The organism is Eubacterium sp. AM05-23, assembly GCF_003477535.1.
Lineage (GTDB): Bacteria > Bacillota > Clostridia > Eubacteriales > Eubacteriaceae > Eubacterium > Eubacterium maltosivorans.
This window is the reverse complement of record NZ_QUDF01000014.1, coordinates 81,528-107,675: the sequence shown is the minus strand read 5'-3', so window position 1 is coordinate 107,675 and position 26,148 is coordinate 81,528. Positions and strand designations below refer to the sequence as shown.

Genomic DNA, 26,148 nt, shown 5'->3' with positions numbered 1-26,148 from the left:
AAAAAACTGCCTGATTACTCAGACAGTCTTTTTCACTATTTTATCTCAATCAATTCATAGGCCCTGGTTCCAAGTCCGATTTTTTCTGCGTGCTCAAGGCACACCCGCCAGTCAGTTTCGGGATGGGTGCAGGTAAAGCGGTCATGCTCCTCGGCATCATGAACATGGTTTTTATGGATCTGATCTGCCAGATAACTGCCGGGAATAATGGGCGCTTGATTACAGGCGTCGGCACATGCCATGTCAAGCGCTACCGGATCATAAGAGGCAAACATGCCAACATCCTGAATAATCGGCAGGTCATTTTCAGCATGACAGTCGCAGAATGGTGAAACATCCATGACCAGGCTGATATGAAAATTCGGCCGGCCCTTTATAACAGCCAGGCTGTATTCGGCCATTTTTTTATTGAGCACATCAAAGCTTTCGTCGTTGGGCGTGGTGATGGCATCAAAAGGACATATCCCGATACAGCGTCCGCAGCCCACGCATTTGTCATGATCGATCACAGCTTTTTCCGGGTAAGAGATGGCGTTCATGGCGCAGATATCCTTACATACTTTGCAGTCGCGGCATTTCTTTTCGATGACATGTGGCTTGCCCGCATTGTGCATTTCCATTTTTCCGCGTCTGGAGCCACAGCCCATCCCAATGTTTTTAAGCGCGCCGCCAAATCCGGTGTTCTCATGGCCCTTAAAATGGCTCAGCGTGATAAAAACATCCGCATCCATAATGGCCCGCCCGATTTTGGCCTCCTTGATATACTCGCCATTGACTGGTACCTCCACCTCGTCTGTCCCCTTAAGGCCATCGGCGATGATCAGCTGACAGCCGGTGGTAAAGGGGTTATAGCCATTTTCATAAGCCGCGTCGAGATGCTCCAGAGCGTCCTTCCGACGGCCCACATACAAGGTATTGCAGTCCGTTAAAAAGGGCTTTCCCCCTTCCTCTTTGATCAAATCCACAACGACCTTTGAAAAATTGGGCCGAAGATAGGCAATGTTTCCAGGCTCTCCAAAATGTATTTTAATCGCCGCAAATTTATTTTCAAAGTCAATGTCGGTCATTCCTGCCGCCACAATCAGCTTTCTGAGCTTTTGCAGGAGATTCATTTTTGGATTCGCTCTGAAATTCGTAAAATAGACCTTTGCTTTTTCGTTCATATTGTTTTAACGCCTCCTTGAATTGTTCCAGATTATTTTATCATAAACCCATCATTTTAGATACCCGTTTTAGCTGCTCGCCAAAGCAAAAATCCCCTACTCGCTTCCCTCAAACTGGCTGTTGTAAAGTTTTGTATAAAAACCATTTTGAGCCAGCAAAGATGCATGGTTTCCCTGCTCCACGATACGTCCCTGGTTCATCACCAGAATAATATCCGCCTCGCGGATGGTGGACAGCCGATGCGCAACCACAAAGCTGGTTCTGCCCTTCATCATATCGTTAAATGCGTTTTGAATACGGATCTCAGTTCGTGTGTCAATGCTGCTGGTCGCCTCATCGAGAATGAGCATTGGCGGTCTGGTGAGCATGACCCTGGCGATGCAGAGAAGCTGCCGCTGCCCCTGGGAGAGGTTCTCTCCGCCCTCGGCAATCTGTGTATCGTAGCCCTTTTCAAGCTGCCTGATAAAGCTGTCGGCGTAGGCCTTTCGAGCGGCCTCGACGATCTCATCATCGCTGGCGTCCGGTCTGCCATAGGCAATGTTCTCCCGTATCGTTCCTGAAAACAGCCATGTATCCTGGAGCACCATGCCGTACTGCTCTCTAAGACTGCTCCGGGTCACGCCTTTTACCGGATGCCCGTCCACGGCAATAGTACCCCGGTTGACATCGTAAAAACGCATGAGCAGGTTGATGATCGTGGTCTTTCCGCAGCCTGTCGGCCCTACCAGCGCAATCCGCTGCCCCGGCTCGGCATTAATGTTCAAATCCCTGATGAGGCGCGTATCCGGCTGATATGAAAAATCCACATGTTCTGCGCGCACCGCTCCTTCTGCCAGCGGCAGCGCCGGAAGCGCCGCGTCGCTTGGTTCTGGCGGTTCATCCAGCAGGGCAAAGACCCTTCTGGCCGAGGCAAAGGCCGTCTGGATTTCTGTCAGCACACCAGTCACCTCATTAAAGGGCTTGGTGTACTGGTTAGCATAGGCTAAAAAGCTCGACAGCTGCCCTACACTCAGGCCTCCGCGTATGGCTGAAAGCGCTCCGGTTATGCCCACAGCCGCGTAAACCATAGCGTTAACAAAGCGCGTGGAAGGATTGGTCAGCGAAGAATAAAACTGCGCCCGAACGCCGCAGCGGTACAAGCGCTGGTTAATGGCCTCAAACTGCTGCTCTGCTGCTGCCTCATGGCTGAAAGCCGTGACCACCTTCTGATTGCCTACCATTTCCTCCACAAAACCACTCAGATCGCCGCGCACCACAGATTGCTCCCTGAATTTGTTATAGGAAAGTCTGGCGATAATCCCTGCCACAAAAATGGATAAAGGCGTGACCAGGACTACCACTACTGTAATGCGCAGATTGATCGACAGCATAAAGCCCAGCGTTCCCAGAATCGTCACGACACCGGTAAAAAGCTGAGTAAGGCCCTGAAGCAGACCATTTGAGATCAGTTCGATATCATTGACAAAACGGCTCATCAAATCCCCGTGCGAGTGACTGTCGATATACTTAAGCGGGACGGTATTAAATTTTTCAAAGGCCTCCTTCCGGATATCCTGAATTGTTTTGTAGGTAATCTGATTGGTGCACAGGCTCATCAGGTATTGAAAGATAACCGTGACGCCGATATTGACACCCAAAATTACCACATAGCGCATAATCCCCGAAAAATCCACCTGACCCGGCCCCACGATATAATCTACCCCGCGGCCGATCAAAACCGGCATCCACAAAGCAAGGGCAATGCTGATCACCGCGCAGACAAGGCCGAGAAAAAGAAAAATGCCATAGGGCTTTGCATAGGCCCACAGCCTCGGAATCACCGGTATTTTGTTTTTTTCATTCATTTGTTTACCTCCTGGCTGCTCAGCTGTGAGAGACAGATTTCACGGTACACGCCACAGTCTTTAAAAAGCGCCTCGTGAGTGCCAAAACCTGCCATTTTTCCCTGATCCAGCACAATGATCCGGTCTGCATTTTTTACGGTTGTCACCCTTTGTGACACCATCAGCACAGTCATTTCTCCTGTTTTCTGACGGATGGCTTTTCTGAGCGCCGCATCGGTCGCAAAATCAAGGGCGCTGGCGCTGTCGTCCAATATCAAAATCTCGGGATGGCGCACCAGTGCCCTGGCGATGGTGAGACGCTGCTTCTGTCCACCGGACAGATTCTTGCCGCCCTGATATATCTCGGTATCCAGGCCTTTCGGCATCTTTTGGATGATCTCGGCTGCCTGGGCAATCTCCAGAGCCTGCTCAATTTCTTCATCATTCGCCTGAGGATTCCCCCATTTCATATTTTCACGAACTGTTCCGGTGAAAAGCACTGCTTTTTGAGGTACAATACCAATTTTAGACCGGAGCTGTCCCAAAGGATATTCTCTCACACCAGCCCCTGCCACGTCGACACGCCCCGTAGTCACGTCGTAAAAACGGGGAATCAGATTGACCAGTGTGCTTTTCCCAGCCCCTGTACCGCCAATAACACCGATGGTCTCACCCTTTTTAATGGAAAAACTCAGGTTCTTCAGGGCATATTCGTTATTCTGGTTATAAGAAAAGGAGACATCCTGAAATCGGATTTCATCCCCTGTATTGGCAAATACCGGTCCTGGCAGCGCAGCCCCCGGGATTACCGAAGGCTCCGTGTCAAAAACGGCGTTGATTCTGGCTGCACTGGCAGCCGCCTTGGTGAAGATCACCACCAGATTGGCCGCGACAATCAATGCCAGTAAAATCTGCGTCATATAATTGACAAAAGCAATGACCTCTCCCTGGCTCAGATCGCCAGCATTGACGCGGATACCCCCAAACCACAGAATAAAAAGAATGGCGATATTGACAATCGCATAAGTAAGAGGATTGAGCAGAGAGGAAATACGCCCGGCTTTCAGCGATGCCTTCATCAGATTCTTATTCGCCGCCGCAAAGCGGGCTGTTTCGCTTTTCTGCCTGGAAAAAGCCCGGATCACCCTCACCCCGTCCAGGTTTTCACGGGTAATGAGCGAAATGCCGTCAAGCCGCGCCTGAATTTTTTTATAGACTGGCACGGCACGGCTCATGACAAAATAAATGGTCAGAGCGATGAGCGGCGCCGCCACCAGAAAAATAACGGACAGCTTCAGGTCAATGGTCATCGCCATGATGGTCGCGCCGATAATTAAAAAGGGGACCCGCAGTAAAAGCCGGATGGTCATGGCCACCGCCACCTGCAGCTGGTCAATATCATTGGTAATCCGGGTGATGAGGGACGGCGTGCCAATTTTGTCCAGCTCTGCATAGGAAAGCCGGTTAATATGCGCAAAAAAATCACGGCGTATCAGCGTACCTGTCCCCTGAGAGGCCCTGGCGGCAAAATATTGAGCAGTCAGCGCAAAACATAGGCCCACTGCTCCCAGCGCCGCCATCAGCCCACCCATATGGTAAACATAACGGGTATCTCCGTTTTTTATCCCCACGTCAATAATGCTGGCCATAACCAGCGGGACGATTAACTCGAATACTGCTTCGGTCAGCTTAAAAAATGGTCCGAGAATCATTTCTTTTTTAAAATGCTTAAGATAATGCGCGAGTTCTATCATTTTTGTTCTCCTGTCTTTACGTCTCATTATGGCTATGATATCATAAAAACAACCATATGAATAATATTTAGTTTATATATCTTCTATATAAAATACAGATAGAAAGGCGCCGCGATGGACCTAAAACAGCTGCTTTATTTTAAAACCGTAGTAGAAGAGGGAATAATCTCTGCCGCGGCCAAAAAACTTAATCTTTCCCAACCCCCACTCAGCCAGCAGATCAAACAGCTGGAAACTGAAATTGGCGTAAAGCTGATGGAACGGGGCGCCCGAAAAATCACGCTGAACGCAGCAGGCAAAGCGTTATATGAAAAGGCCTGTGCCCTGCTCACTCTGGCAGACCAGACAGTACGGGAGCTTCGCGATATCCACGATGGGCTGGAGGGCACGCTCACCCTTGGCACCATCTCTTCATCCGGCGCCATCATTCTGTCAGAGGCTCTTCCTGCCTTTCATTCCCTGCATCCGCATATCCGCTTCGAGCTTCACGAGGGCACTACCTTCCAGGTTATCGACCTTTTAAACGCTGGCATCATCGAGCTCGGCGTTGTGCGCACCCCCTTTCGTCCAGATGGCTTTGAAACCCACTTCTTAACGTCCGAGCCCATGGCCGCAGTCGGAAACCCATCCTTTTTTGAGGGGAATCCTTCCGACACTGTCACTCTTCAGGCGCTGGCTGCGAAGCCGCTTATCTATTACCGCCGCTTTGAATCCCTGATCGAGGGAACCTTTGACGCTGCTGGCCTGTCGCCTAAAGCCATCTGTAAAAATGACGATGCCCGGACCTCACTCATGTGGGCAGGCGCCGGCATCGGTGTTGCCATTATTCCCAGCTCTGCCAGCCAGATCATTGCTTCGGCCAATACCGTCTGCAAAAGCATTGATGCAAAAGCCTTAAATACCCAGATCGCCTTTATCTGGAAAAGAGGCCACACCCTGAGCCGCATCGCCCGGGATTTTTTAGCATTTTTTTAATGTTGTAGGATTCTTTCGTTTTCACCCTTGACAAGCCACAATATCTGGTGTATTATAGATTTAGTTAAATATTGAATGATCCTATGTTCAAGGGAAAAAGGTGAAAATCCTTTGCTGTAATCGCAGCTGTAAGGTAAAATGCCCGTTTCAATCCACTGTCCTGACGGATGGGAAGGGAAACGGAATGATATTACCGAGCCAGAAGACCTATATAGGAGTTTATTCTTAATTGCCTCCGATTTAGAGGGTTTAAGAGCTATCATGTACCGTGTTAGTATTTTTTATCCTTCTTCGCATTTGGAGAAGGATTTTTTATTTCTCCTCCTTCCCGTACATGGTTGGACTTCAATGAACACAGAACCTACATCTCCAACAATTTAATCATCGCTCAATATTTGACATTTGTTTGGGATTAAAATCTGCCATTTTAAAACGCCAAAAAGGGGTGGTGTGTAACACCCCTTTCCCCAAACAATTTAAACGGTTCCCAATATTTATTAAAATACAATGTATTATTTATTAATACTGTCCTCCCTTTTTCTAGCTTTAACGCCTGAAAAGATTAATCAATTTCTCAAAAACAAAAATCCCGCTGAGTTTATCAGCGGGATTTTTGTTTTTATTCTTTATAAAAATCTTTTGCGCTTTAACGCCACCAGGCCAGCCAGTATGACAATGAGCATACCACCTGTCACAAACGCGGCGGCGCCAGGGTCAGTGATGACGCCGGTAGACGGGTTTGCCAGCCCGTAAGGTCTTGAAGGAGACACCCCGTCCGGATTTTTCGGATTGGCCGGATCCTCTTTGCTCTGGCCTTCTTCTGGAATCTCTGGCCTAACCTCTGGGCTTTGATCGGGAACTTCGGTATCTTGCTGAACAATCACCAGATTATCATCAGAATTTTTGTCTGCTGCTACCACTGCGGCCGTATCCTTTTGATAATCAGATACATCCACCATTTCAAGGCCACTGGCCTCGATCCTGTATTTTTCGCCGCTTTTCCCTTTTACCGTCAGGGCGCCGATATCAATACTGCCGGCTGGCAGCTGTCCCTTTCTGGTGACCACCAGCCTGGCTTCTTTTCCATCATTTCCGATCAGCATTTTTACGCGGGTGTCTTCTGTGTTGAGGGCGCTTCCCGGTTCGATGGTTCCGTCAAAAAATGCTTCTCCGCCGGTTAATTTCAGCTCCAGGGAAAAGCCTTTAATGGCTTTATCCCCAAGATGCGTCAGTGAAAGCTGCACCTGGTTGGCACTTTCTCCCTTTGTCACCAACAGTTCTGGGCTGTTATCTGCTGCCATGACCGGCATTGAAAAAAGGATCACCATAATGGCTGCAAGGCAGCTCAATCCTAATTTTCTCATTTTTTTATTTTGCTTCATTCCTGGTCTCCTATTCCTCTGGTATTTGTCCGCCGGTCAGCCTGATGTTCGGCAGGCTCTCAGGTAATGCCACATCAAGGGTATCGCTGGTCAGGCGTTGGCCTTCGTTGGTTTCCATATTGTTTACACGGTACAGCTCAGCCTTGACGGTTTTAGGGAGCATTTTCATATCCAGCTGGTCCTTGTCAATCCAGTAAATCCAAGTTCCCTGGCTGATTTCGCCGATATTGCCGTTTTCAGGTATATTTGCCATAAAGATACTCGCAGCCTCATTATTTTTGCCGACAACATTGTTGCCGTCCTGGTCTTTCAGCAGCACAGCGTTAAAGCCCGGATGGCCTCGGTAGCTGCCTGTAAAGATGAGCGATCCTGCTTTGATGGCGGGCTGGGCTGGATCGTAGACGAAATCTTCTTCCAATAGACCTACACCACTCTGTTCAAGCTCTACGTTATCTCCTGGAGGTCCGATAATGTCAAATTCGGATGCGCTTATCCCAGATGCGCCGTTCGCTGTGATACGCACATATTCTGCACGGTATGTGACCAGCTGGTTCGCGCCTTCCTGATCTTTTTCATTAAAGTAAACCGTCGCTTCTGGGTTTTCAGCGGTTAACGTGAAGCTCCCCTTTGCGGCATCCTGCCAGTTTGAGCCATCTTCGCTTACCTGAATGATGTAGTTTTTGATGGTATTTTCCGCGAGGGCCCCATCTTTGATGGCTGCAGTGTATTTAAAACCGACAACGGGCATATTTTCATGCAGATTGATGGTAATCTGCGCATTACCGGGGCCTTTTACTCCTTCATAGAGGTTGCTGTAATCATCATCATAAAGCCTGGTCAGAGCTGGATGGTTTAAGCCTGAGCCTGTACAATCCTCAATATAAGTATCTCCTTCCGAGGTCATATCTGTATCCATGGTCCATTTTGTTTTGGCAATGCTGCCATCGTGCTGAATTTTGATGGGTTCCAGCGCCAGAGCCTCAGTTTTGTTCAGATAATTGTCATAAGCGACTACCTCGTATTTCAACACACGGTTGTTCATGGAGGAAATTACGTCTGTATAGGTATTGTCTGTTGTAAAGCCAACTACCTCGCCGTTTCGAATAATTTCATAACCTAAAATGGTTTCGGGGTTTTTGTTTACACCTAAATTGAAGGTAATCCGCTTTGAGTCCTTTCCATTTTCCACGGTATGGCCCAGTGTGGCTTCGACTTTGGTGTTCTTGTCCATCGCCGTCGCTTTTTCGATCCGTTTATGTCTTGCGTCATCATTCAGGTAGTAGATCGCACGCTCCTCTTTGGAGTACTTGCTCACATACTCGATGGTTTCATCGTTCGCTGTCAGCCCCCATCTTTCAAAGTATGCTGTTAAATCCTTCTGGGCTGCATCGCTCGCCATACGAATCAACAGGTTATCTTTATCTGTCTTCACCGTGTTTCTTCGGTAGCTTTGATACATACGCCCATAAAAGCTGTCGGAATCCTCGAGATTGTTATAGGTGTCGTCATAAGCTAAGTGCAGCTGCCAGAACATACCAAGCTGTGTAAAAACATTGCTCGCGTAGCCCTTTGTACCGGATGTCACCTTTTGGTAGATTGCAGGATAATCCGCACGTGCTTCTGTTTTTTCATCAAAGGTTTTAACCATCTGTGACAGAATATTATTGGAGGTCTCGCCGTATACCATATCTCCTTCGTCGGTCACATGTCCAATTTCATGGGCAATTCCCCAGCCATAGAGATTTCCACCACCCATGGTTCCATCTACCTGTTTTGTATGCGGGCGTCCGTGTGTCAGGCCGCCGACCGAGCCATATTCAATGCCGATATGCTGTCCGGTCCCATACATAAACGCGCCGGTAAACATACGGGTATATCGAATATTAATTCTGGAACCAGGCCATTGATCTTTTGCGTCTTTCGCATCCCGAGACAGCCCTTTTGAGCGGTAGGTGATATCCATCAGCTGTTCCATGGCCAGGCTGTTCTGATAAAGCTGCTCAACCTGTTCGCTTTCGGAACCGGAGAGGGCCTCCAGTACAGCTGTCGCCGGTACAGATAACAGCATCTGATTTGTCATAATATCTGTACTGTTATAGATACTGGACTTTTTGTCCCATTGGTATTTCGAGTCTTCATCCACATACAGATCCGGTACAGTAGCGACAAAATCCTTTAGCTCTTTAACATAGGACTGAATTGCCGCTTTCGCATTATTTTCATCCGTAATACCGGTCAGATTTAGGCTGGGGATCCTTGTAGCGCCTGCTACTCTCACCTTGATGTCCTTACCAGACGGGCTGGCGTTGGGATAACGGATATATAGGGCGCCGCCACGTTCGCTGTCTTCCCCTCCAATCTGGTCAAGGGTAATTTCATTTTTACCCTTCTTCAGGTTAACGGTTTTGCTCCACCCTGTCTTAACATCAGGATGATACTGGGTATAAACAAGCTGTGGCAGGACATTTCCCTCTGTTCCCACATAGACATTAATAGTATCACCCGCTCTGGCTGCAAGACCAAGAGGCTGAAAATCATTCAAAGCCATTGCAAAGCCTAAGTTTCCATTTTTAGCGTTTGACACATTCTGGTCCACAAGCATGGTATCGTCGATGTTTGTTTCGCTCAAAATAGCCTTTGCCAATGTCAGCTCAGAAAGAATGGAATCCTTATCCGGATGAAATTCACTGCTGACAGGGTCTGGCGTATTGGCCCGCTCAATAAGCTTATCAACATATTCCATCGTTATGCTGTCTTTCAGCTCCACATGTAAATCATCCACAAACAGGGCATTTGTCTCATCTGCCAAACTATCATATTCATAAAATTTTATTTCTGAAATCCGGCAGCGTGCATTTGGCGCGCCAGCCCAATAAAGCGCCGGGTTAATCTGAATTTTGACAGGCTTAATTTTTTCGTTTAGGCGGATACGGTAATATTCTTTGCCGTTCGTGCTTTTTTTAGACTGAACCGCAAAATTATTGCCGATATTCAGGTCGTGAGCCTGTCCTTTTTCATCCCACCAGCGGATTTTCATATAAGCATTGTAAGTGCTCGGCTCGCCTTCGCCACGCACCAGCACAATATCATTCATCTCATAAGACTGGTCAAATTCAACGACCGGTGCCTGCAGGGCGCCGGCCCAGCCGCCAGCGTTCCAGCCGCCATAGTTCCAGTATGAGGTGTAATCATTATCTACAATATCAAACTTATCAAAAGCTTTCTCGTAATCACTCTCCTTTAAATAAGGATATGTGACATCTTTGATGTGAGCAGTCGGCTGGTTCACCTCTCCGGCCCGGTTAATCAGCTTATAGTTCGAAGTGACCGGCGGATCAATGGACTCGGTCGCGCAGGTGTATACCGGCGATTTTGCGCCTTCTCCAATGGCGTTATAGCCTGTCAGATAGACCTCGTATTCAGCTTGGTCCTTAAGATTTTCAATTACATAGCTGGTGCCGCTCAAATCCCCGGCCTTTATATAGTCGCCCATCCCTTTTTCACGGTAATAGACATTGTATCCGGTAGAATTTTTCTGTTTTTCCCAATTGACAGTGATCTGGCGGTATCCGCCTTTTAAGGTTATACCCTCTGGCCTTTCAGGCACTGAGGTTGGCATTGGCGTTCCGATAACCGGAGCGCTGAAACCACTTTCCCAATTTCCGCTTTCGGAACGGTTAACCGACTGTACTGAAATTTTATATGCCACAAAATTGATTAAATCGTTAATTGTCAGAGAAGTTCCATCCACTGCAGTCAGCGTAGTCTCATTTTTACCGGTTGTAGGGTTTGTAAAACTCATCTTTACTTCATAGCCGGTTACATTAGGCTGTGCCTCCCAGCTGACCGTCAGACTTTCGTTGCCAGAAACCACTTTGACATTTGCAGGTATGCTCGTAACCTGCTCAACGATTTTATCCTTGGTATTATTTAAAAATTCAACTTTTGAGATTTCCGCAAGATTGCTGCTCGCCTTATTGGTCTCTGTCACAAAGATGGTAACCTTTTTGATGGCTACCTGTTTATCCAAATTAATGACAATGGTCGACGGGGAAGCTTCATCGGTTAAAAAGAGATAATCCACCTTGTCCTGGAGGTCAAAACTATGGGTTTCTTTTTCCCCGAATTCATCGACCACCTCAACACGTCCCCTTCTGGGCGCATTTTCAAGGCCTAGTTCATTGGGGGCAATCCGCAGTTCTGTTGCCTTGACGGGTTCCTGCATGACAAGCGGAATCTCCAGCGGCGCTTCCTCAGAAATCACACCTTCATCCTCTTTGGCGAACTGGACTGATGCTGCCTGGTCAGAAGCCGTGCTGAAAAGCTGAGCAATATCACCGCTTTTAACCACGACAGGATTGGATACATTTTTTTCAATGACCACATTTCCCGGATCCACAATCGGGGACGTATCACTGATCTGTACCTTTTCGGCATCATAGGCCTCGCCCATATTTTCCTGCAGATAGACCAGATCGACAATATCGACAAGTCCATCTCCATTAAGATCATAATCGGTTTCGGAGGAGCCCAGCTTTTTCATGACAGCGTCGTAGTCGGCATCGTCAATAATACCGTTACTATCTACGTCTCCAGCTAAAACTGCACCGTCCATAAACTCGACACGTTTCGAGCTTCCCTCAAGGCGTACCCGTGCCTGCACAGGGATTATCCCCATATCCGAAACAGTTATTGTATAGTCGCCGACTGGCAGATTATACAAATTGACATTGGCAAAATAAATTTTTGCATCTGGGTTTTGTGCATCGTAAAAAACATTGCTGCTCTCCCTGTTATCGGAGGCTTTATCAAAAAGCAAGGTTTTGTACTGAATGCTCCTGCCGCCAAAATCAGTTAAGGTTTTTTCATTTACGATATCTTTTAATAGGATTGCCTTTACGGTGCCGTCATCGGAAGCCAGTGTCAGGACAGCGGTTTCAAGCAGCTTTGTCTTGGGCTGGGTAAAATGGATTTCCACCTCCATATTCCCGACAAGTTCCGCGGATCCGCCAGTGCGGATCATGCTGTCTTTTTCATCTTCCGCCTGCGGCTCTGAAGCTTCATCTGCCAAAGAGGAGATGACCTCCAAGGCTTCCTCTGGCCCGGCCTCTTCCTGATTTTCTGTCACAATATCCGTTTCCGCAGTTTCGGAGGAGGTCTCCTGTACAGTTTCCTCTGCCAAAATGGATATCGGAAAGCTCGCAAACAGCATCACAACGGACATAAAACAAGCCAACCATTTTTTCATGTTCTTTTCCCTTTCCTTATTCTGATGAATGATCTTTAATTAATCCTGTTTCTAAAAATAAAAAACGGCTGCAAAAGGGCGCAGCCGTGGGGTATCCACCTACTAATCATGGATTACTGTAGCAACTGGCTGCCATCGTCGTTTAACGGCTTTAGGCCCTTTAGTTTTGCGTCTCTGCCTTTCAGCAGATTTGCCCTTTTTACGTATTAAAAACGTTATTAAATTAAAATCAGTATAGATTATGCCTCATTATATCAAGCACGATTCTTTTCGTCAAGATTCTTTGATTATTTTGCATAAATAAAAAAAGACCAGCGCAAAAATCTACTCTGGTCCAGGATAAAACCTATGGTTTATTCGTCCTCTGGGATTGTATTTAAGTCATTAAAATCCATATAATTTCCAGTGACAATAAAATAGACGGTCTCAAAAATATTAGTGGCATGATCACCAATTCTTTCCAAATGGCTCCCTATAAAAGAAAAGCTCATAGCCTGAAGCGCCATTTCCGGATTTTGGTTGATCTCTGCGATACAGTCGCTGTGCAGGGTATTGTTCAAACGGTCGATTTCATCCTCATAGCGGATCACATCATCCATCTTGCTGATATCCTCGTCAATATAAGCCTGAATACACATTTTAAGCTGATCTTCCACCATCTTTGCCATCTGCGGGATATTGTCCAGTTTTTTATAGTACTCTTCCTTACGCAGGCAGATCACCTTTTGGCAGATATTCACCGCCAGGTCAGCGATTCTTTCAAGATTTGTAATAATTTTATAGGTGGAGGAAAGTCTTCTCAAATCCCCTGCGACGGGCTGCTGCCTCGCAATCACCTCGCTGACAATCTGCTGAAGCTGGATTTCCTTTAAATCCACAATGTCATCCCGGCTGATGACGCTTCTGGCCAGCTTGACATTTTGTTCTTCCAGCGCCGTAATCGAATCCGACAGCATGCGTTCTGCCTGGGAAGACATCAATAAAATTTCATTCTTAATGGTTTTTAATTCTTCGTTATAAACTTCTCGCATCATTCGCTCCTTTATCAACCGAATCGGCCGGTAATATAATCCTCAGTCCTTTTATCTTCTGGATTCATGAAAATAGTATTTGTCTCATTGTACTCAATAATTTCTCCCATAAGGAAGAAAGCGGTTCTGTCTGAAATTCTGGCAGCCTGCTGCATGGAATGTGTGACGATGATAATGGTGTAGTCCTTTTTAAGCTCCTCCATCAAATCTTCAATTTTTGAAGTAGCGATTGGGTCAAGGGCCGAGGTTGGCTCATCCATCAGGATAACCTCTGGCTGCATGGCGATGGTCCTGGCAATGCACAGACGCTGCTGCTGCCCACCGGAAAGGCCGAGGGCGGATTTGCCCAGACGGTCGCTGACTTCATCCCACAGAGCCGCTCCTACCAGACTGTCGTGTACAATTTTATCAAGTTTCTTCTTATCTTTCAAGCCCTGGCATTTTGGACCATAGGCGATATTATCGTAGATACTCATCGGAAACGGGTTAGGTTTTTGGAAAACCATGCCCACCTTTGTTCTGAGCTGGATAACGTCCGTATCTTTTTCATAGATATTTTTACCGTCAAAATTCAGGGTCCCCTCGATACGAACCGAGTCAATTAAGTCATTCATGCGGTTCAGACAGCGCAGAAATGTAGATTTTCCACAGCCTGACGGGCCGATAAAAGCGGTCACTTCATTTTCATAAATATCAATATTGATTTTTTTTAAGGCCTGAAAATCACCATAATACAAATCCAGATCCTTCACATCAAATTTTTTCTTCTTATCCATTTTAACCTCGTCTATTTTTTATGGGCAACATCCAGCTTGTCCGCTGCCAGTCTTGATAAAATATTCAATACAATGACAATCAATACAATAATAATACCAATAGCACAGGCCAGTTCGATATTTCCTTCCTCTTTAGCCACATAGTAGGCCTGAACCGTCAGTGTGCTCCCCGGCGAAAGCAGCGTTCCCGGAATCTGCGCAACGGTGCCCGCAGTGAGCAGCAGCGCCGCAGATTCGCCGATCACACGGCCAATACTTAAGAGCACCGCCGTCACAATACCGGGGACTGCAGATGGCAGCACGACCTTAAACACGGTCTGCAGCTTTGTTGCCCCAAGAGCCAGGGAGCCTTCGCGGTAACTGACCGGGACGGTTTTCAGGGCTTCCTCTGTACTCCGTATAATGACCGGAAGCAGAATAATCGCCACGGTTAAGCTCCCTGACAGTAAGGATATTTGAAATTTGAGCGCGACCACGAAAAACGCCATACCAAAGAGACCAAAAATAATAGAAGGTATCCCCGACAAGCATTCCGTTGCAAAGCGAATCGCGTTGACCAGTCGGCCAGGCTTGGCGTATTCCGTCATATAGATGGCTGCTAAAATACCGATCGGCAGCGCGATAACCAATGACAGAAATACCATGTACAGCGTTGTGACGATATTGCTGAAAATCCCGCCGCCCGGATTAACCACTTTCAGCTTAAGGGTACCGCCGCCATTTTGTACCAGCTGAGCAATCTCTTCCAATGATAAATCCGACACCTCGGCGCCGTCCACACTTTCAAGCACATAGTCGGTCTTAACCGCCGTGCCCCTTCCGGTTGTGTCCTTAGTGGCGTTTAAGCTCGAGTCCTTTTCGATATAACTGAAAATCACCTGCTTGTGCTGATCGTTTCGTTTTGAATAATCAACCTTCATAATGGCCGCTCCCAGAGACTCGATATAAAGCGGCTCGCCGTCTGGTGTTTCATACTTTTTATAGTAATCCGATTTTGACAAAAGGTCTGCTTCATTGATCGAAAGGGGTACATCTTTCTTTTCCACCATCTGATAGCCCACCTTATCGTTAAAATCGCGAGTGATAAAATTCCAGTCCACCATGCCAATCCCTTTAACAAAGATAAAGCCAATAATAAACAACAAGATGCCAAGCGTGATGGCTGTGGCCGCGTAGATAACGCCTTTCACACAATTGTCTTTTACTTTTCTGCTCATGCTTCTCAGCCTCCAATTTTTGATTCGACGAATTTATTAACGACAAAATTGATGATCATAATAAACACAAACAGGACCACACCGGTTGAGAACAGAAGCTGCTGGTGCACACCGGAGGCGTAGCCCATTTCAAGCGCAATGTTCGTGGTTAAAGGGCGAATCTGATCAAAAAGACTGGTCGGAATACCCGCGATCGGGTTGCCGCACACCAGCATAACCGCCATGGTTTCCCCGATGGCCCGGCCAATCCCCAAAATAATACCTGTAATAATACCCGATTTAGCCGCTGGAATAACCACCTTGAAAATTGTCTGAATCTTAGACGCACCCAGGGCCAGGGAACCCTCCCGATAGGCGTCGGGAACGGCGGATATGGAGGTTTCCGAAATGCTGACGACTGTGGGCAGGATCATAACCGCCAGAACGATGATTGTCGCCAAAAGGGACTCACCCTGTGCCATGGGCGAAATCTTTAACACATAAGGGACGATAATCCCGAGGCCAAACACACCGTAGAGCACCGAAGGAATTCCGGCCAACAGTTCAACCGCAAAACGGACTATTTTTCCAATGCGGGTACCTGCCAATTCAGAGATAAACACCGCGGTTAACAATGCGATAGGAACACCGATGACAATAGCTCCCAAGGTCGCATAAACCGAACCGACGATCATGTAAAAAATGCCATACATATCCGACCCGGGCCGCCATTCTGTCCCTGAAATAAATTTCAGGAAAGAGTAAGAGCCGTTTACAAAAGGCTCCAGCCCATTGACAAATACATAGATGGTAATGGTAACGACGCTGATGATCGATACAAGAGCGCAAAGTAAAAATATCTTTTCAACAACTTTCTCGCTTACTTTGGTTTGTTTCTTTTCTTCCAAGTAAATGATCTCACTTTCTTAAAGAATTTTATTTTAAAAGCAGAATGCTACCTCACGCTGATTCCGCCATTTTTTTCTACAATCGTCTGACCTTCGTCTGTCATGATGAAATCAAGAAAAGCCCTTGTCTGCGGCGTAATGTTTTTTTCATTATAAAGTGCTAAAAATGGCCGTGACAGACCATAACTTTTGTTCAGCACATTTTCCATGGTTGCTTCCACGCCATCCACCCGGAGGGGCTTAACTGATCGGTCGACAAAGGTAATGGAAACATAGCCGATGGCATTGGGATTCGCCGCGACTGTGGACTGGACATTTCCGTTGCCTTCTTTAACGGTTGCGCTGGGTTTCAGCTGCTCTGTAAAATCCAGAAGCTCCTCGACCGCCGTCCGTGTTCCGGCGCCGTCTTCCCTTGATACTACCGCGATCGGGCGGTCTTCACCGCCAACTTCTCTCCAGTTGGTAATCCTTCCGGTATAGATTGCTTTGATCTGATCCTTTGTCAGATTTTCCACGGGGTTCTTATCATTGACGATCACCGCGATCCCGTCATAGGCAAACACCAGCTCGGTCAAATCGCCATGTTCAGACGTTTTAAGCTCTCTGGATGCACAGCCAAAGGAGTAGGTTCCATTCGCAGCGTTTTTAATGCCGTCGGAAGAACCAGTCCCGCTGTAGGTAAACTTTACCGCCGGATGAAGCGCTCCAAATTCCGCGCCTTCGGCGTCAATGATTTTTTGAACAGAGGTGGAACCGCCGCCATTTATTTCTCCTGAAATTTCACTTGAACCGGCTGGCAGCTTCTCATTGCCGCAGCCGGAAAGCGATAGGGCCAGCAAAAATAAAACCATCAATGCCGCCATCCAAGACAAAGATCTTTTCATTATTCATTCTCCTTCATGATTAACCTAAATTTAACATTACGGTAATCATATCAAAGAAAGCCGCCGGATTCGCGCAGAGAATGTTAAGCCAATGTTAAAATCAGGTTAAATCGCGCCGCTTACGCTCCGGATCATGGCGCTTCGTTTTCTGCCTCGAATCTTTATTTTCCCAGCTGAACGAAACCTTGCTTTCCTGTTCAGGACTCCTCAATTATAGCGAACCCATGTTAAGAGCGTATTACAAACAGGTTAAAGCTCAAAAATGTCACGTTTTCAGAAAGCTTTTTTTGATTTGACTACTTATTTCCTTTATACCCAAAAAATAAAAAAGCCCATTGAAAATATCCAATGGGCGCAAAGGTTTTTAACCTCTTGCTTTTTTACGTATATTTCGTTTTTCAATAAAGGCTTTAATAATATCCACACAGCTGTCTTCGCCTAAAGCGCCGCTGTTCAGGCACAGGTCATAGTTATCAGCCTGTCCCCATTTTTTGTCTGAATAATAACTGTAGTAATTGCTTCGCCTTTTGTCAATCTTTTTAACCGTCTCCTCAGCCTTCTTCAGATTTAAATCATAGATTTTAGATACCTGATTGACCCGTTCTCCAAAGTCTCGATGAATAAAAACATCTACAGTATCCTCATCATCCCTGAGAACATAATTCGCACAACGCCCCACGATCACACAGGATCCTTCGGACGCGAATTTCCGGATCACATCAGACTGGGCTAAAAACAAGCGGTCGGTCATTGGCAGCTCGACCGTTGGCGAAAAGTGTCCGGCACCAAAGAATGAGCTGGTAGCAATGGAGTACAGCAGCGAATTGGTCGGTGTTTCTTCCAGATCCTTAACCATTTCAGGATTAATACCGCTTTCCTTAGCGCCCTCGTCAATAAGCTCCTGATCATAAAACGGAATATCCAGTGCTTTTGCCAGTTTTTTTCCAATGTTTCTTCCACCGCTACCAAACTGACGGGCAATGGTTATAATAATACGTTCACTCATGTTTGCTTCCCCCTTTATTCATTGGTTTCTAGCTCTAGTTTACCTGTTTTTGCCAATAAATTCAAGTGTTTCATTTTAAATATCATTTGAAGGGAGCTTTTAATCTTGTTTTCTTTTCCTGACCCTTATGGCAAGAACCACACCAGAAGCCATGACCAGTAAAACAATGACAGATATTGAAACGCCTGAAAAAACACCAGTATGAGGAGAGCCTTCAGACCGATTCTCTGCCATTAACGTTTCATGTGTTTCTTTATCTCCGTTTTCTGTCGGAACAGCGGTCCATTTGGCGTACAATGTCATATTTCCATTGACACGGCCAGTATCAAAATTCCAGGCGGTCAAGGCTTCCGCCTCAATGAACCAGCCGCCAAATTTATAACCATCTCTTACTGGCTCTGTAGGCATTTTAACCGTTGAGCCGCCTGGAATATCACGAAGCGCCTCCACTGGTGATCCACCCTGTGAATCAAAGCTTACCGTATAAGTTTCTGGTGCAGAAATGGCAGACCATTTGGCGTACAGCGTCGTGTCTTCATTTATAGTATAATTCTCAAAATCCCAGGAATTGAATCCTTCAGGCTCTTTATGCCATCCATTAAACACATATCCTTCCATTTTTGGTTCCTCAGGTTCTGCAATTACAGAGCCTGCATTAACATTATGAATGGATTCGACAGGTGATCCGCCCTGTGAATCGAAAGTTACAGTATAAAGCACAAGGGGGATAGGTTCCCAGTCAGCATAAAGGGTAATGTTATCATTGATCTTATCCTGTCTGAAATCCCACAGGGACAGACATTCGGCCTCTTTATACCAGCCGGTAAAGATAAAATCTTCACGTGTTGGTTCTTCTGGCTCGGTGACAAAGCTGCCTGGAATAATACCCACGACAGGCGCAACCTCCGAGCCGCCCTGTGAATCGAAGGTTACTGTATAAAGCAGAACCTTTGACCATTTCGCGTACAGGGTAATATCCTCTGTAACGGTATCCGCCGCAAAATTCCATGGCGTTATGGTACCGGCCTCCTTATACCAGCCTTCAAAAAACAAGCCTTCATAATCCGGCTCTTCTGGTTCCGCTATCAGTGAGCCTGACGCCACGTTTGTGATTGGCGCTACCGCGGAGCCTCCCTGGGCGTCAAAGGTGACTGTATACCGAGGCACTGGCATCCACTTTGCGTACAGGATCATATCCTCCGTAACTTTATCGGCCGTGAAATCCCACGCGGTCGTGGTTTCAGCCTCTCGATACCATCCTCCAAAGGTCTGTCCCTCATAGATCGGCTCCTCTGGTTCTGCTATCAGCGAGCCTGACGCCACGTTTGTGATTGGCGCTACCGCGGAGCCTCCCTGGGCGTCAAAGGTGACTGTATACCGAGGCACTGACATCCACTTTGCGTACAGGATCATATCCTCCGTAACTTTATCGGCCGTGAAATCCCACGCGGTCGTGGTTTCAGCCTCTCGATACCATCCTCCAAAGGTCTGTCCCTCATAGATCGGCTCCTCTGGTTCTGCTATCAGCGAGCCTGACGCCACGTTTGTGATTGGCGCTACCGCGGAGCCTCCCTGGGCGTCAAAGGTGACTGTATACCGAGGCACTGACATCCACTTTGCGTACAGGATCATATCCTCCGTAACTTTATCGGCCGTGAAATCCCACGCGGTCGTGGTTTCAGCCTCTCGATACCATCCTCCAAAGGTCTGTCCCTCATAGATCGGCTCCTCTGGTTCCGCTATCAGCGAGCCTGACGCCACGTTTGTGATTGGCGCTACCGCGGAGCCTCCCTGGGCGTCAAAGATGACTATATATTCAGCGGCCCGCCACTGTGCTTCAAAGATAATATTATCATCCAATACAAAAGGCCAATCATTTTGTATCGCCCCGGTTTCCAGGTTTTTCCATCCATCGAAAACATACCCGTCTCTGACAGGATTTTCAGGTATGGTGACTTCTCCATCCTCGTAGGCTACCTTAAAGTAATTTTCTACTGCACCGCTACTGTCTTTCTCGTAATACTCGACTCCACGGTAAACCATCTCCGGCAGGTTTTTCCATTGCCCGCCATTTGCGTTGTACTTTGCCCAGGACATCTCCACAGCGCCATTGTCCTTATATCGTTTAAAACCACGTTGGTCCTCAGGCAATAAGCCCGCGCCTGTGTTGGTATTGTCTGCAATCCCCTCCGGTTTAATTGGAATTGTCCTTATAACCTCACCGTCCATACCTGCTGTTATACTGGAATAATTATTTACTAAATCCGGATCATCTGTCCCCAGTACCATCTGAGTCGTATACTTCGGCACAGCGCTCCTATCTGCGTTTATTACATTGGATGCCCCTTCCTGAAGCGTGCTGGTATTCGAAACATCCTTATAATTACTGGCATTGTTCACTTCACCGGTACTGTCGTATACGCTATTTCCAATGTATAGGGCGTTTGTGTTGGTTACCGTAGCTGTGGCAAACAGTCCCGCGCCCGAAAGGCCCACTGCTCCGCCTCTCTGCTCAACGGTGGTCTTTTCGTTTCCAGACTGATTTCCCGTAAAGGTGCAGCTGGTAACCACATTTGTCATTTTGCTGGAGCCGCCGTTTTTAAAAAACTGTATTGCTCCACCGCTGCGATTGCCTCCCGTCAGTCCATAAGCTTTATTGTTATAAAAAGTTGAGTTTGTAATGGTTGTCGTCAATCCCGGGTTTCCAGTCCCCTGGATGAGCAGTGCGCCGCCGTCATCATAAGCGAGATTACTATCAAAAGTAGTCTTATCAATGGTAATAGTGGCTCCATCCCGTCCATCAAAAATATAAATAGCGCCGCCGTCATAGGTACTTGCCACTGGCGATTCTGTGCCGTTTGTTTTGTTTTCCTGAAAATAGGATTCATTGATTGATATATTGCCACGCAGATAATGAAAAGACATGGCGCCGCCACCACCACCAGTAATGCCCGAATTCATACAGTTATTAATATTATTTCTGAAAACACTGTTGTTTATACGAAGATCACCGCTATAAAATTTCGCGGCAATCGCGCCGCATTCATAGCCTGCTCCGAGGCCGGTATTCTCTTCTATCGTTACATGATTGATTTCAATCGAAGTGGTGTTGTTCCCGCTTATATTAATGGCTGCAGCAGCATTGTACGATTCGTTATTGTAAATCTTTGTGTGTGAAATGACTGTTCTGGCATTTCCTGTGGCGGCGATTCCAATTGCACCGGTTGACGAATCAAATATCTCTGTATTATTAATGATTACAGTTCCATTTCCCGCCTTATTCATTAAACAGGTTCCAGAAATATGGCTGCCGTCAAATTTAAAATTTTCAATCGTTAAGCTTCCAGTACCATTTCCAGAGATTGTAAAAGTACCGGCATTCCAGGTTAAACCGCTGCCATCTATCGATACATTTTTGTCAGGCATATTAATGGCCGTATCAGAAAACACAAAATTATCAGCAAGCGTAACCGTTGTGTTATCTTCTGCCTGATCAACAGCCTGTTGTAAAGCACCTACTGTCGAAACAGAAATATTCTCTTCCGCCAAAGCTGCGCTTGGCGCTATGATACTTATAAATAACACCATACTGATAGCAGATAATAATGCTATCAGTGTTCTCATTCTGTAGGGATAGTTTTTCATTTTAGACTCCTTCATGATCCACAAAAAAATTTACATTATAATTATATCAATCTAGGAGTCTTTTAAAAATACAGGTTATCATTATTCACACCCATAAAGTGACACAAACGTGACACGTCTACCCTCTCAACCAAAAAAGCGAAGCCCCAGGATCAGGCTTCGCTTTTAGCATATCAGCTTAATGCATACATTTTTGTCTTTTATATTTCATTCATTGCGCTCCCCCATCCTGCGCAATTAAATTGCTAAGATGTTTCATTTCAAGCATAACCAAAACCAACGCGAGCAGAAAAGCCATAGCATCCGCAATTGGGCCTGCATACAAGGCTCCGGTAACGCCTGTAAATATCGGCAGTATAAGAAACAGCGGTATAAGAAAAAGAATCTGCCTTGAAAGGGATATTAATGTAGCCTTTAGAGGTTTTCCGATGGCCTGGAAAAAAATCGAAGTTACCATCTGAAAGCCATTCAGAAAGCAGATTGCCAGAAAAACCCGGAAGGTTCTGAGCGCAAAGTCGTTGTACAGCGCATCCTCCTGCCCAAAAATATTGACAATTCCCTGCGTACAGAATTGAAATAACACAAAACCAATACAGGCGAATACCGTTGCAATTCCCGCAGACATAAAAAAGGTTTTCTTCACCCGTTCATAATTTTGCGCACCGTAATTATAGCCGATAATCGGCTGCGAGCCCACGCCGATGCCAATAAGAATCGACATCAGAATCTGGTTTACCTTCATGACAATTCCAATGGCTGATAAGGGAATCTCTGCCCCATAAGGTGACATTGCACCATAGTATGCCAGCACATTATTAGTCACAATCACGACCACAGTGACGGCCAGCTGGTTTACGCAGCTTGAAATGCCCAATGAGCAGACCATCTTGCAGATTTTTCCCTTTAGCCTCAGATACTCACTTTTTAAAGTAATATTTTTAAATCGTACCAGATAAAACATCGTAATAACAAAGGTGGCAATCTGCCCAAGAATTGTTGCAAAAGCAGCGCCCGAAACACCCCATCCAAAAATAAAAATAAATATCGGGTCCAGAATCGTATTGATAATGGCGCCCACTATCATAGCTGCCATGGAAAAGCGCGGGCTCCCGTCTGCGCGAACAACCGAATTCAGCCCTGCACCCACAAGTACAAAGGGCAGGCCGACAACAATAACGCGTGTATAGGCTTCAGCATAGGGAAAAACAGTTTCTGTTGCACCAAATAAATGAAGCATTGGTTTTAAAAAAAGCATTCCAAAAATAAAAAAAAGAATTCCAGCGAGCGCCAGCATAGAAATTGTATTTCCTACACCTCTGGCAGCCTCCTCATTTTTTCCCTCACCCAGCTTCAGACTAAAATAAGCCGCACAGCCGTCACCGATGAGCAGTGCGATGGCTAAAGAGATGGTTACCAGGGGAAAAGCCACATTTGTAGCGGCATTGCCAAGGTATCCTACCCCCTGCCCAATAAATATCTGATCGACAATATTGTAAAGTGCGTTTACCAGCATTGACACAACGCAGGGCACTGCAAATTTAGCGATGAGTTTTCCGATTCGCTCAGTCGCAAAATACGAACTATCCTGATTTTTAACAATTTCTTCCGACATATTCTCTCCTCTCTTTTTACTGATCAATGGTTTCGCATGAAACTAATTATAAATTTAAACCCGTTTAATGTCAATGAAAAATAAAAAAATCCGTCAAAATGACGGATTCTTGATTTTTTATCGTGTTGCCCTGTAATAAGCGTATGTCATTGGTTCTGCCTTATGAAAAGCCTCACCGCCGACAACTTTACCGATAAACATATTATGTGTTCCGAGGTCAACTGTTTTTTCTACCTCCAACTCAATGAAACACAGGGTATTTGGTAAACCGGGACAACCTGTTTTTTCACCTGTAATATAGGAAACATCTTTAAATTTATCTACAGTGTGCCCACTCTGAAAACCAAAATGAGTTACCAGATCATGGTTATTCTGGCCAAGAACTGAAACGCCAAACACGCCGGATTTTTCGATCATTTCAGCTGTACGGGTTCCTTTGTTAATGCATACACTACCGCGCAGCGGTGTGTCTGTAATCTGAATGAAGCTGTTCGAAGTCATGCCGTTAATCTTGTCTCCATCCTTTGAAGAGATGATATAGAGTCCATAGCTGACATTAAACAACAGACTTTGCAGGTTATCCTTTTCTTCCTTAGAAAGGCCATCCTCTGGCTCATCCTCTACCAGCACAAATTTATCCGGTCCTACGCCACAGATTGGGCATTTTTCCGGCGGCGTATCGCCTTCATGAATATAATTACAGACTGTGCAACGCCATCTTTTAGGCTTTTCCTCTTCGATTAATTCAAATTTATCCGGTCCCACACCGCAGATCGGGCACTCTGTCGGCGGCACATCGCCTTCATGAATATAACCGCAGACTGTACATCTCCATTTTTTCAAAATATTCACCACTTTCTTTAAATTTTCTACTCTCAATAACAAAACATTTTAGAATAATTTTAATTTAAAAAACAGTCTTTGTCAATTTCATTATATACCCATTTTTACTTTTTTTAAACAAACAACGAAATATTCTCATATCATCTCATATAAAAAGAGCCTCATGAAAGCATGAGGCTTCTTCTCTCTATTCATAATAAATTTCGTCAATTGGTTTTCCAGCTGGAACCATAGGGTATACGCCCTCTTCCTTGGAAATATTGCAATGAACAAGAACAGGCTCCTTCATTTCTTTAATCTTTTCGAGCGCATCATCTAGCTCCTCAAGGGTGTTAACCTCAAAGCCTTTGATCCCGCTGGCAGCCGCCAGCTTAAGATAATCCGTCGTCCCCTGATCTAAATCAGTCTGGGCATAACGTTTTTCATTGAAAAGCTTCTGCCACTGACGAACCATACCAAGCGTCTGGTTATCAAACAAGAATATCTTAATGGGCAGATTATAGCGTTTCACCGTGATCAGTTCCTGGCAGTTCATACGGAAGCTTCCATCGCCTGCAACCAGGATAACATCCTTATCCGGTTTAGCAAGCTGAACACCCACTGCCGCACCCAGGCCAAAGCCCATGGTTCCCAGACCGCCGGAAGTAACATACTGGCCCGGAAATTTGAATTTCCAGTATTGGCCAACCCACATCTGATGCTGCCCAACCTCAGTTACAACATAGGCGTCCTCAAAAACCTGGTTGATGTGCTCTAGCATATTTTTAGGATTATACTCATCCTTAGGACGTTCGGGCAACGGCCATTCTGCGATTTGCTTGTACCATTCTGGATGTTTCTTTTCTTCTACCAGCTTAGAAAGAGCCGGCAGCACATCCTTAATGTTTGCCTGTATATGTACATTGACTTGAATATTCTTTTCAAACTCTGTCGGGTCAATATCGATATGAATAATCTTTTTATCCCGCATAAATTCATTGATATTTCCGGTAACACGGTCACTAAAACGAGCGCCAATGGCGATCAGTGTATCACAGTTGATCACAGCCAGATTACACTCCTGAGAACCATGCATCCCGACAAAGCCCAGTGAAAGCGGATTATCTCTCGGGATACAGCCCAACCCCATCAGAGAATTGGCGACCGGAATGCCTGCTTTTTCGGCAAAGGCAACCAGCTCCTCGCTTGCGCCCGATTTTAATACACCGCCACCAGCGTAAATCATAGGGCGCTCTGCCCGATTAATAAACTCTGCCGAGCGGACCAATGCGTCCCGACTTGGCGTCGGAAAATAGTTTACAGGCTTCCGCTCGTCGCTCAGGGGGATATACTCTGTTTCAGTCATAAAAATATCCTTTGGAATATCAATGACAACAGGGCCCGGACGGCCCGTAGAGGCAATATTAAAGGCCTCATAAATAGATGGCGCCAGCATCGAAACATCCCTGACCTGGAAGCTGTGTTTTGTGATCTGCATTGTCACACTCACAATATCAATTTCCTGGAAGGAATCCTTTCCCAAAAGAGACTGGGCTACCTGTCCGGTAAAGACAACTAACGGTACAGAGTCCAGATAAGCATTGGCAATCCCGGTAATGGCGTTTGTGGCTCCCGGGCCTGATGTCGTGATTGCAACTCCCACCTTACCGCTGACACGGGCATATCCATCAGCTGCGTGAACACCATTTTGTTCATGACAGGGCTCGATCTGGGTGATTGTATGATCCATCCGATAGAAAGCATCAAAAAGTGGTATGACAACGCCGCCCGGAAAAGAGAAAACGTGTTCAACTCCCAGCTCCTCGAGACAGCGTACGACAATCTCTGATCCTAATAATTTTTCTGCTTTTTTCATAGTTCTCTCCTCTATTTCTCTGGTTAACAACAAATATAAATCAATC

General features: G+C 46.2%; 16 protein-coding genes and 2 riboswitches. Of the genes, 1 reads left to right on the top strand and 15 read right to left on the bottom strand.

The genetic code is table 11. The features are described 5' to 3' along the window. Window positions 1-35: 35 nt before the first annotated feature. The 3 genes from DW091_RS17025 to DW091_RS17015 form a co-directional block, all read right to left on the bottom strand. The gene (locus DW091_RS17025) at window positions 36-1,163 is read right to left on the bottom strand and encodes a DUF362 domain-containing protein (protein ID WP_096920810.1); all 1,128 of its coding nucleotides are present in this window, start codon (window positions 1,161-1,163) and stop codon (window positions 36-38) included. Window positions 1,164-1,259: 96 nt separating this feature from the next. Then, window positions 1,260-3,008, bottom strand: coding sequence for an ABC transporter ATP-binding protein (locus tag DW091_RS17020; protein WP_118518758.1), 1,749 nt, complete (start codon window positions 3,006-3,008; stop codon window positions 1,260-1,262). Further along, on the bottom strand, window positions 3,005-4,741 hold the full coding sequence (locus tag DW091_RS17015; RefSeq protein WP_118518757.1) for an ABC transporter ATP-binding protein: 1,737 nt from the start codon (window positions 4,739-4,741) through the stop codon (window positions 3,005-3,007). The genes DW091_RS17020 and DW091_RS17015 overlap by 4 nt, the downstream gene beginning before the upstream one ends. Window positions 4,742-4,855: 114 nt before the next feature. On the opposite strand from DW091_RS17015, the gene DW091_RS17010 reads away from it, so the two are divergent. Beyond that, a complete protein-coding gene (locus DW091_RS17010) occupies window positions 4,856-5,716 on the top strand; it encodes a LysR family transcriptional regulator (RefSeq protein WP_118518756.1) in 861 nt (286 codons plus the stop codon). A gap of 51 nt (window positions 5,717-5,767) precedes the next feature. Then, a riboswitch (cobalamin riboswitch) is annotated at window positions 5,768-5,946 on the top strand. Window positions 5,947-6,342: 396 nt separating this feature from the next. Here the strand turns inward: DW091_RS17010 and DW091_RS17005 are convergent. The 12 genes from DW091_RS17005 to ilvB form a co-directional block, all read right to left on the bottom strand. Continuing rightward, window positions 6,343-7,098, bottom strand: a complete 756-nt coding sequence (locus DW091_RS17005) for a hypothetical protein (protein WP_118518755.1) — start codon at window positions 7,096-7,098, stop codon at window positions 6,343-6,345. Window positions 7,099-7,108: 10 nt separating this feature from the next. Further along, entirely contained in the window at window positions 7,109-12,346 is a 5,238-nt protein-coding gene (locus tag DW091_RS17000; protein ID WP_118518754.1) for a M60 family metallopeptidase, read from the bottom strand. Window positions 12,347-12,463: 117 nt separating this feature from the next. Continuing rightward, window positions 12,464-12,551, bottom strand: a riboswitch (cyclic di-GMP riboswitch). A 148-nt stretch (window positions 12,552-12,699) separates the two neighbouring features. Beyond that, a complete protein-coding gene (gene phoU, locus DW091_RS16995) occupies window positions 12,700-13,380 on the bottom strand; it encodes a phosphate signaling complex protein PhoU (RefSeq protein WP_224168833.1) in 681 nt (226 codons plus the stop codon). A gap of 11 nt (window positions 13,381-13,391) precedes the next feature. Continuing rightward, on the bottom strand, window positions 13,392-14,153 hold the full coding sequence (gene pstB, locus DW091_RS16990; protein WP_074617109.1) for a phosphate ABC transporter ATP-binding protein PstB: 762 nt from the start codon (window positions 14,151-14,153) through the stop codon (window positions 13,392-13,394). Between the two features lie 11 nt (window positions 14,154-14,164). Beyond that, window positions 14,165-15,370, bottom strand: a complete 1,206-nt coding sequence (pstA, locus tag DW091_RS20845; RefSeq protein ID WP_058694081.1) for a phosphate ABC transporter permease PstA — start codon at window positions 15,368-15,370, stop codon at window positions 14,165-14,167. A 5-nt stretch (window positions 15,371-15,375) separates the two neighbouring features. Further along, complete coding sequence (pstC, locus tag DW091_RS16980; RefSeq protein WP_096920815.1) at window positions 15,376-16,257, bottom strand: phosphate ABC transporter permease subunit PstC; 882 nt, start codon at window positions 16,255-16,257, stop codon at window positions 15,376-15,378. Between the two features lie 47 nt (window positions 16,258-16,304). After that, the gene (locus DW091_RS16975) at window positions 16,305-17,141 is read right to left on the bottom strand and encodes a phosphate ABC transporter substrate-binding protein (RefSeq protein ID WP_118518753.1); all 837 of its coding nucleotides are present in this window, start codon (window positions 17,139-17,141) and stop codon (window positions 16,305-16,307) included. 364 nt (window positions 17,142-17,505) lie between these two features. Further along, window positions 17,506-18,147, bottom strand: a complete 642-nt coding sequence (locus DW091_RS16970; protein ID WP_058694078.1) for a cytidylate kinase-like family protein — start codon at window positions 18,145-18,147, stop codon at window positions 17,506-17,508. A 99-nt stretch (window positions 18,148-18,246) separates the two neighbouring features. After that, entirely contained in the window at window positions 18,247-21,792 is a 3,546-nt protein-coding gene (locus tag DW091_RS16965; RefSeq protein WP_158577927.1) for an InlB B-repeat-containing protein, read from the bottom strand. Window positions 21,793-22,003: 211 nt separating this feature from the next. Further along, a complete protein-coding gene (locus DW091_RS16960) occupies window positions 22,004-23,404 on the bottom strand; it encodes an MATE family efflux transporter (protein WP_096920033.1) in 1,401 nt (466 codons plus the stop codon). A gap of 117 nt (window positions 23,405-23,521) precedes the next feature. Next, window positions 23,522-24,256, bottom strand: a complete 735-nt coding sequence (locus DW091_RS16955; RefSeq protein WP_224168832.1) for a flavin reductase — start codon at window positions 24,254-24,256, stop codon at window positions 23,522-23,524. A 178-nt stretch (window positions 24,257-24,434) separates the two neighbouring features. Further along, window positions 24,435-26,102, bottom strand: a complete 1,668-nt coding sequence (gene ilvB / locus DW091_RS16950; RefSeq protein ID WP_074617114.1) for a biosynthetic-type acetolactate synthase large subunit — start codon at window positions 26,100-26,102, stop codon at window positions 24,435-24,437. Window positions 26,103-26,148 lie beyond the last annotated feature (46 nt).